Origin of the sequence: Mesorhizobium sp. M5C.F.Ca.IN.020.32.2.1 (genome assembly GCF_004023105.1) — a bacterium.
GTDB classification, from domain to species: domain Bacteria; phylum Pseudomonadota; class Alphaproteobacteria; order Rhizobiales; family Rhizobiaceae; genus Mesorhizobium; species Mesorhizobium wenxiniae.
The window spans coordinates 1-5,801 of the sequence record NZ_RZSX01000377.1; the positions used below are offsets into that span (position 1 = coordinate 1).

Sequence of the window (5,801 nt, forward strand, 5' to 3'; positions counted from 1 at the left end):
ACCCAGATCGCCCATGATTCCGGCTACCCGGGCACGCCGGTGCTGTTTTCCTGGGCGTCGGGCGCCAAGACCAGGGACTATGTCTACGACAGGGAAAGCGCCAGTGCTGCCCGCGACCAGCTGGAAGTGACGCTGAGGATGCTCGCGCAGACCGGCGCGCGGCGGATCGACATCGTCGCGCATTCGCTGGGAACCTGGGTTACCATGGAAGCGCTGCGCCAGCTCGCCATCAACGGCGACCGCGATCTCGGCGGCAAGCTCGGCGACGTCGTGCTGGCCTCGCCCGACATCGATGTCGACGTGTTCAAGAGCCAGATGCGCCGCTACGGCAAGCCGAACAAGCCATTCATCCTGCTCCTGTCCGACGACGACCGGGCGCTGCGGCTCTCCGGCCTGATCGCCGGCTCGCGGCCGCGCGTCGGCGATTACAAGGACGCCGCCGACCTCGCCGACTATGGCGTGAGCGTTGTCGATCTCTCCAGCGTCAAGGGATCGGACCGTTTCAACCACACCAAATTTGCCGACAACCCCGAGCTGGTGAAGATGATCGGCCAGCGGCTGCGCGAGGATGACGGATTTGCCAGCGACCGCGAGGTAACCGACCGCATCAGCCTGCTCGGACAGTGAGGTGCGTTCCACGCCCTGTTACTTTCGTTGTGCGTGTTCACGGTTGCGGCACCATCGAATCACTTTCAACTGGACCGGGCCGGACCTTGGCTTTATCGAAATAGCGAGCGACGTCACCAGCTTGACGTCCCCCTTGCGGGAGTCTGCGTGACCGTGCGTTCGAAGATTTTTCTCGTCGTAGCGTTTGCGCTCGCCGTTACCGGCTGCGCCGGTGGGAAAACACACGACCTTCTCAACACGACGGCTGTCACAGTGCCTGCCTCCGACATCGCAGCCACGCATGAGATATTCGTCGCCACCACCCGGAAAAAGGCAACGAAAGATCCGCGGCAGGTGTTCGACGGTGACCGTTCACCGACCACCAGTTTTGCCAGTGTCGAGGTCACCGTTCCGAAGGTCCATCAGGTCGGCGCCATCGAGCGGGTCAGGAGCTCCGCCAACAGCAACCCGGCGAAGGATTTCACGGCAACGGAGGTCGAATTCTACGAAGGCGCCCCGCAATTCGCCAAGGCGGTCGGCGCCGACATCGCCATGCGCGGCGACCGCGCGCTGGTCTTCGTGCACGGCTTCAACAACGGTTTCGACGACGGCATCTATCGGCTGACGCAGATTGCGCACGACACGAAATATCCCGGCACGCCGGTGCTGTTCTCATGGGCGTCGAGCGGCAAAACCACGGGCTATATCTACGACAAGGAAAGCGCCAACGCTGCGCGCGACGATCTCGAAGAGACGCTGCGTATGCTGGCCAAGACGAAGGCCAAGAGCATCGTCATTATCGCCCATTCGATGGGCACCGGGGTGAAAATGGAAGCGTTGCGCCAGCTTGCCATCACCGGCGACCGCGATCTCAGCGACAAGCTCGGCTACGTCATCCTGGCCTCGCCCGACATCGATGTCGATGTGTTCAAGAAGCAGATGATCCGCTACGGCAAGCCCGACAAGCCTTTCGCCATCCTGCTTTCGGGCGACGATCGCGCCCTCAGACTCTCCTCCTTGATCTCCGGCGACAAGCCGCGCGTCGGCGACTATGGCGACGCGGCCGACCTCGCCAGCTACGGCGTGTCGGTGATCGACCTGACCAAGACAAAGGGCGGCGACCGTCTGAACCACGCCAAATTCGCCGACAACCCGTTCCTGGTGCAGTTGCTCGGCGACCGGCTGCGCGCCCCGGCCGGCCTGGCATCGGAGGAAGCCAATCCGGCGCAGCCGATCGACAATCTCGGCCAGGGCATCGGCAAGGCCGTCGGCTCGGTTGCCGAGATCGTCATCACCACGCCATTCAGGGTGCTGACCATCGCCACCGGCGGATGAGCAATTTGGGCTCGCCCTTGGTCGTTGTCAGACGAACAGGTCGACCTTTTGGAACGTCGTCACGTCGATCAGGCCGACATCGGAAATCCTCAGTTCCGGGATGACGACCAGCGCCAGCAGCGAGTGCTGCATATAGGCGTTGTTCAGCGAACAGCCCATCTTGCGCATCGCCTCGGTGAGCTTGTCGGCCTTGGCCGCGACGATTTCGGCGCGCTCGTCCGACATCAGCCCGGCGATCGGCATTTCGACCAGCGCCAGTTCCTTGCCCTTGGAGAACAGCACGACGCCGCCACCGACCTCACCCAGCCGGTTGACGGCCAGTGCCATGTCCTGCTTGCTGGTGCCGACGACGATGATGTGGTGCGCATCATGCGCCACGCTGGAGGCTATGGCGCAGTCGCCCATATAGCCGAAGCCGGAGACGAAGGCATTGGTGACGCCGCCCGTGCCCTTGTGGCGTTCGACCAGCGCGATCTGGCAGACGTCGTTGCGACGGTCCATGGCGACCAGACCGTCCTCCACCGGAAGATCGGCCTCGAGCGCGCGCGTCGGCGCCTGGTTCTCGATCACGCCGATGACCCGCACCCGCACCTCGTTGGCGCCCATGGGTGCCACGATGTCGAAATCCCCTGACTTGAGCTTCCTGCCGAGCTTGACGGTGTTCTTCGACGTCTTCGGATAGTTATAGGCCGGAATGTCGATTTCGAGCTTGCCGCCCTTGGCCAGCCTGACGCCGCGGCCATAGACCTCATCGATGGTCATTGCGGCCAGATCGGAGACGATCAGCAGATCGGCAGCCCGCCCCGGCGCGATCGAACCCAACTCGCGCTCCAGCCCGAAATGCTGGGCGGTGTTGAGCGTCGCCATCTGGATCGCCGTCACCGGCTTCAACCCCTGGCTGATGGCGTGCCTGACCACCCGGTCCATATGGCCTTCATGGACAAGCGTGCCGGAATGGCTGTCGTCGGTGCACAGGATGAAATTGCGCGGATCGAGTCCGCTCTCCGTCACCGCTTTGATCTGCGAGGCGACGTCGTACCAGGCCGAACCCAGCCTCAGCATCGCCCTCATGCCCTGGCGGACGCGGGCGATGGCGTCCTCGGCGCGCGTGCCTTCGTGGTCGTCCTCGGGGCCGCCGGCGACATAGCCATGGAACGGCAGGCCGAGATCGCGCGAGGCGTAATGGCCGCCAACCGTCTTGCCCGCCCTCACCGTCGCGGCGATCTCGCCCGATATCACCGGATCGTTGGCCGCGACACCGGGAAAATTCATCACCTCGCCAAGTCCGATGATGTTTTCCCACGCCATCGCCTCGGCGACATCGGCGACCGTCAGCTCGGCGCCGGCATGCTCCAGCCCAGGTGCGGAGGGCACGCAGGACGGCATCTGCACTAACACGTTGATCGGCATGGCGACGGCCTCGTCATGCATCAGCCGCACACCCGGCAGGCCGAGCACATTGGCGATCTCGTGCGGATCGATGAACATCGAGGTGGTGCCATGCGGGATGACCGCGCGGCAGAACTCCGTCACCGTCACCATGCCGCTCTCGACATGCATATGCGCGTCGCAGAGACCCGGCACCAGATAGCGTCCGCCGGCGTCGACCACCTTGGTGCCCTGCCCGATGGCGTGGCCGGCATTCGGTCCGCAATAGGCGAAGCGGGCGCCGGCAATGGCAATGTCGGTGCCGGCGATGATCTCGCCGGAGTGAACGTTGACCCAGCGCCCGTTGCGGATGACGAGATCGGCGGGCCTCCTGCCCATCGCGACGTCGACCAGATGCGTGGCCGCCTCGGCCCAGGGTTTTGGTTTCGTTGCGGTCTTCGCCATGAAGAGACTCCTGTTTTCCCGACTGTGCCAAGCCGATGGCGTTTTGACCAGCGAGATCGGCGGATTGCCTGAGGGCTCCTCGGCCTTAACATCGACCGTGATTTTCGCGTCTGTTGCGAGCTCGCGATTCGTTACTTTGTGACGGCATTTATGTTATAGATTTCGCCAGGCGCTGATTTGCGCCAACGACCCGCCGCCGAGGCGGGTTTTTTGTTTCGGCGCCGTCCACGGCAAAGTGCCCAAGCGGAATACGATTCCGTTTGCGGCAAATCAGTTTGCCTCCCGTTAGCGCATCTTTCTGAATCGACGTTCGGGAAACCGCAGACACCACTCGAAGACTCAGATCAGAACTGGAAGTGCCTGATCCGGCCGCTCAGAGGGTCTCGACGTCCACCATTCGAGCCTGCAGGCGGTTCAATCAATTTGATCCCCGAACTGTCATTTTTTGCTCGGATCGTCCGCCGGATTGACGTAGTTGATCGTGAACGGTCCGTTGCCATGAACCTGAATAATCGTTTCGCTTGTCATCCAGGCGAAGTGATTCATTCCGGCCGGCGCAACTCCGAAGCCGCCAGCGGTTAGTTCGATGCCTTTCGCCTCGTCGAACTTATCGCCCATTCCGATATGAAAGTTGCCGGAAAGCACCGTTATGTATTCCGCGGTGGGATGACTATGTGCGGCAATTTTGTAGCCGGCGGGCGTCTTCAGTCGCAGCACATAAGGCCCATCCTTTGAGGGATCTCCAGCGATAACCGCTATGTCCGCGCCAGCGGGAATGACAGCAGGAGCAGGGCCCCATTTGATACTGTCCGCGTTCACTGGCCTATCATCGGCAAACAGAGGCGCTGTCCCAACAAGCAACAGCGCCAGAGCAGAGGCGAGCTTGAGCATGACAATCTCTCCATTGGTTCGTAGAGGACAGCGTCAAATTTCAACGCTGAATCACTCACCAATTGGAGCCTACCAATGCAGAACGCCCGAACGCATCCTCCGAACGGGGGACGCGCTTTCGCAGTGGCCTCGGAAGCCGCCGCTAAGTGTCCTCCCGCTGTTCCCTGTCGCGGCAGTTAAGAAGTTCGACCAGATCGTCGGCCTCTTCGATCGGCATGTCGATCAAGGGGACACCCACCTCGACAACCGGCAGCCCTGTGAACACATCGATGATGTCCCACGTGCCTTCAGGTGTCTTCTCAATGTCGTAGCGTTGAGTCATGGGGAGTAGTGAGCCATGGGGCTAGAGGGGAAGACCTGGCGCGTTTTACTCGATCATCGCTCGTTCGGGGTTCGGGAATGCGGAAATGGATCCCGCCCGGCCTGATCAAGCGCCTCAAGCAATGAGGCAAGGGGGCTGGGCAGTCGCAGGTCGACGGCAAGATCCAGCGCGTCGTGTAAATACCGGCGATTATCTTCGGAACGGATCAGTTGCCGAACGGCTTCGGCAACAGACTTCCCTCGTTCTGTGTCAAACTCTGCCATGTTCGGGATTCCAGTAGCTTTAGTGCGAAACTCAGCCACTACGAAATTGTTCCAGCTGGAAACGATCTTGTTTGAACCTCAGTGTTTGATTCCCTCGCTGGGAAGAGTTGCCGCCGGCCCGGTAACGGCAGCTATGCTGTTGACTTGGGCACGAATTTCGCGCCGACGATCCTGTATCCAAGGCGGGTCGCGCGTGCCATGATGCGGGCCGGAAAAAACGCTCTAGCCTTGACGGATCGGTGACGAGCCCGCCCGGCGAGGAGGGAATTGGGGACAGGCTCGGCTCCTCAGAACATGCCGGATTTCTCCGACTGGCCTCCAAACCACTGTGCCCGCGCAAAGTTCCATTGCGTGGTGATCATTTTTCCTCGCGAAAGTCCTGCAGCGAGGCACGCCGAAGGTCTTCCTGCCACGCGGGTGCTGGCGACCCGCCCAAGAACGAAGGCGACCATTTTTACATCTGCCCGATCTGTGCGCAGCCGGTCGATATGCGGGATCTCAGGCAAGTGATCTGGCACGATAAGCCGGTGCACGATCGGCTGGAGATGGAC

7 protein-coding genes are annotated in these 5,801 nt (G+C 61.7%); 2 read left to right on the forward strand and 5 right to left on the reverse strand.

From position 1 onward, the window contains the following. Both EOA86_RS19055 and EOA86_RS19060 read left to right on the forward strand, forming a co-directional pair. Positions 1-627, forward strand: a 627-nt coding sequence (locus EOA86_RS19055; RefSeq protein ID WP_128343092.1) for an alpha/beta hydrolase, incomplete at its 5' end; no start/stop codon positions are given. A gap of 147 nt (positions 628-774) precedes the next feature. After that, the gene (locus EOA86_RS19060) at positions 775-1,941 is read left to right on the forward strand and encodes an alpha/beta hydrolase (protein ID WP_128343094.1); all 1,167 of its coding nucleotides are present in this window, start codon (positions 775-777) and stop codon (positions 1,939-1,941) included. A 27-nt stretch (positions 1,942-1,968) separates the two neighbouring features. Here the strand turns inward: EOA86_RS19060 and ade are convergent, their stop codons facing one another. The 5 genes from ade to EOA86_RS38710 form a co-directional block, all read right to left on the reverse strand. Next, positions 1,969-3,774 carry an adenine deaminase gene (ade, locus tag EOA86_RS19065; protein WP_128343096.1) on the reverse strand — a complete coding sequence of 602 codons (1,806 nt, stop codon included), beginning with the start codon at positions 3,772-3,774 and terminating at the stop codon, positions 1,969-1,971. A gap of 438 nt (positions 3,775-4,212) precedes the next feature. Beyond that, positions 4,213-4,665 carry a cupin domain-containing protein gene (locus EOA86_RS19070; protein WP_127212042.1) on the reverse strand — a complete coding sequence of 151 codons (453 nt, stop codon included), beginning with the start codon at positions 4,663-4,665 and terminating at the stop codon, positions 4,213-4,215. A gap of 142 nt (positions 4,666-4,807) precedes the next feature. Further along, complete coding sequence (locus EOA86_RS19075; protein WP_029353754.1) at positions 4,808-4,987, reverse strand: hypothetical protein; 180 nt, start codon at positions 4,985-4,987, stop codon at positions 4,808-4,810. Between the two features lie 53 nt (positions 4,988-5,040). Beyond that, positions 5,041-5,250: a hypothetical protein gene (locus tag EOA86_RS19080; protein WP_127212041.1), complete on the reverse strand. Its 210-nt coding sequence runs from the start codon at positions 5,248-5,250 to the stop codon at positions 5,041-5,043. 287 nt (positions 5,251-5,537) lie between these two features. Further along, positions 5,538-5,801, reverse strand: a 264-nt coding sequence (locus EOA86_RS38710; RefSeq protein WP_164891829.1) for a hypothetical protein, incomplete at its 5' end; no start/stop codon positions are given.